The organism is Acinetobacter sp. RIT698 (assembly GCF_009668065.1).
Classification (GTDB): domain Bacteria; phylum Pseudomonadota; class Gammaproteobacteria; order Pseudomonadales; family Moraxellaceae; genus Acinetobacter; species Acinetobacter guillouiae.
Genome location: NZ_WJYH01000110.1, coordinates 1 through 2,210, shown reverse-complemented (window position 1 = coordinate 2,210; position 2,210 = coordinate 1). Strand labels below are relative to the sequence as shown.

Sequence of the window (2,210 nt, the reverse complement as noted above, 5' to 3'; positions counted from 1 at the left end):
GATTGGATCAGATGGATTAATGGGAGCGGATACTGGTTCCATTGGTAAAGTCTTTGATGTTGGTGATCAAAAGCAATGGCAACGAAACATTATATTTAATGGCCAGACTTTTGAGCCCATGGCATTGCAAGTCGATGGTTTGGAAATGCGCAGTGATGGTAAGGCTTCAGCACCAACGCTAAGCATGGCTAACAATATTAAAGGTATTCAAGGCGCGGTAACTGCATACTGCTTACAGTTTGGTGATTTTGCAGGCGCAAAGCTCAAAGTCATTACCACATTAGCCAAGTATCTCGATGCTGAAAACTTTAGTACTGGTAATGCCACGGCTAATCCAAGTGAGAAGCGCGAGCAGATTTGGTTCATTGAACAAAAGACTTCTGAAAATGCTCAGCAAGTGACATTTGAACTTTCTAATCCAGTGGATTTCGAAGGGCTAAAAATCCCTACGCGGCAAATCTCAAACTACTGCAACTGGGAATATCGAAGTGAAGAGTGCGGTTATATCGGATCTGCAATGTTTACTGAAAAAGATGAATCGACAGACAACCCAGCTTTAGATCGATGTAACTACCGAACATCAGGCTGTCGTTGCCGAGAGAATGAGCTTCATTTTGGTGGATTCCCTGCATCGTCAATGGTGTAAAAATGAAATTAACAAAAAAACTTAAGGCTGTGATTTCATCTCATGCTCAACAATGTTTCCCCGCAGAATGTTGCGGGGTTATTGTTTCAAATGACTTCATTCCATGCCGTAATGTCGCTGAAAAAGGTCAGTTTCAAATTCATCATGAAGACTTGGCGAATGCTGAAGATCAAGGTGAGATTCAAGCCTATGTCCATTCACATCCAAACGCGACAGCACGCGCATCTGATTTAGATTTATTGCAAATTGAACTTCATGAAAAACCATGGGTGATTTGTGCATATCCTGAAGTTGATTTTCAAGTCTATGAGCCCTGTGGCTATAAAGCACCACTCATTGGTCGTGACTATCATCATGGGTACCAAGACTGCTATTCAATAGTTCGTGATTTTTATCTTCGTGAGTTAAATATCAAACTCATTGATTTCGAGCGTTTAGATAATTGGTGGAGTGATAAAGATCATAAATCGCTTTATCTAGAAAACATAGATGCAGCAGGATTTTATGAAGTCAATCAACCTCAATATGGCGATATGTTGGTGTGTAATGTTGGACGTACAGAACACCCTAATCATGCTGTGATCTGGTTGGGTGATCATTGGCAACTCAAATCAGAAGAAAGTACGAGCTGTTTCGGTGGACCATTAATCCTACATCACCCTTATGGTCGAAAGTCAGTGCGTGAAATCTTTGGGCAACAATGGCAAGAGCGTGTTGTCAAAATTGTGAGGCATAAGAAGGTAGATAATTATGAACCTTAAAGAGTTACAGGATAAGATTCAAAAAAAGCAAAAAGAGCTTAACGATTTGCTGAACGATTTAAATGAGCAACTTTCTTTAGGTCAAGGGAATTACAGCGAATTATCTATACCACGAGGCGCAACGCATTACAGAATTCACAACTGTAAAGTGGAATATATTATGAAGTCAAATTATGGCGATCATTGGAGCATATGGTGGGATTGTAGAAAAGACTGGATGACTACTCTTTGGAAGCGAGTAGAGGTTGGTAAAGACATAAAACTGTTAGCTAAATAATTAAGTTTTATTACTTGAGGGAAAGCTACTTATGCTTAAAACGATCAAATTATATGGCGTACTGGGAAAGAAGTTTGGTAAAGAATTTAAGCTTGCTGTTGAAAGCACCCGAGAAGCTGTAAAAGCGCTATCAATCCAAGTGCCCGGCTTTGAACAATTCATGTTAACCGCTCATGAACAAGGACTTACCTTTGCTGTTTTCCAAGATGATGAAAATATCTCTGAGGATCAGATTGATTTTGAGACTGGCGCCAAAGTTATCAAGATTGTGCCTATAGTCATTGGGGCTGGCGGTGACAGTGGGGTTCTAAATTTAGTTTTAGGGGTTGTGTTGATAGTTGCTGGTTATTTTACTTTTGGAGCAACAACTCCTTATGGTGCAGCATTGATTGGTGCAGGTATTGGAATGTCCATTGGTGGTATTGCACAAATGCTTACCCCAAAAGTTGATGCTCAAGATCAAAACCAAGATGGAAATAAGTCTAACTTTGGATTTGGTGGGGCAGTCACCACAATCGCACAAGGC

The 2,210-nt window shown here is 40.3% G+C and carries 4 protein-coding genes; all 4 read left to right on the top strand.

What is annotated here, in order from left to right:
• The coding region (locus GJV03_RS21265) for a phage minor tail protein L (RefSeq protein ID WP_171501890.1) at nt 1–646 on the top strand (646 nt) is incomplete at its 5' end.
• A gap of 2 nt (nt 647–648) precedes the next feature.
• Entirely contained in the window at nt 649–1,407 is a 759-nt protein-coding gene (locus GJV03_RS21260; RefSeq protein WP_154131078.1) for a C40 family peptidase, read from the top strand.
• A complete protein-coding gene (locus GJV03_RS21255) occupies nt 1,397–1,684 on the top strand; it encodes a hypothetical protein (RefSeq protein WP_154131077.1) in 288 nt (95 codons plus the stop codon). Before GJV03_RS21260 ends, GJV03_RS21255 begins: the two co-directional genes overlap by 11 nt.
• A gap of 31 nt (nt 1,685–1,715) precedes the next feature.
• A partial coding sequence (locus tag GJV03_RS21250) for a tail assembly protein (protein ID WP_154131076.1) occupies nt 1,716–2,210 on the top strand: 495 nt, incomplete at its 3' end.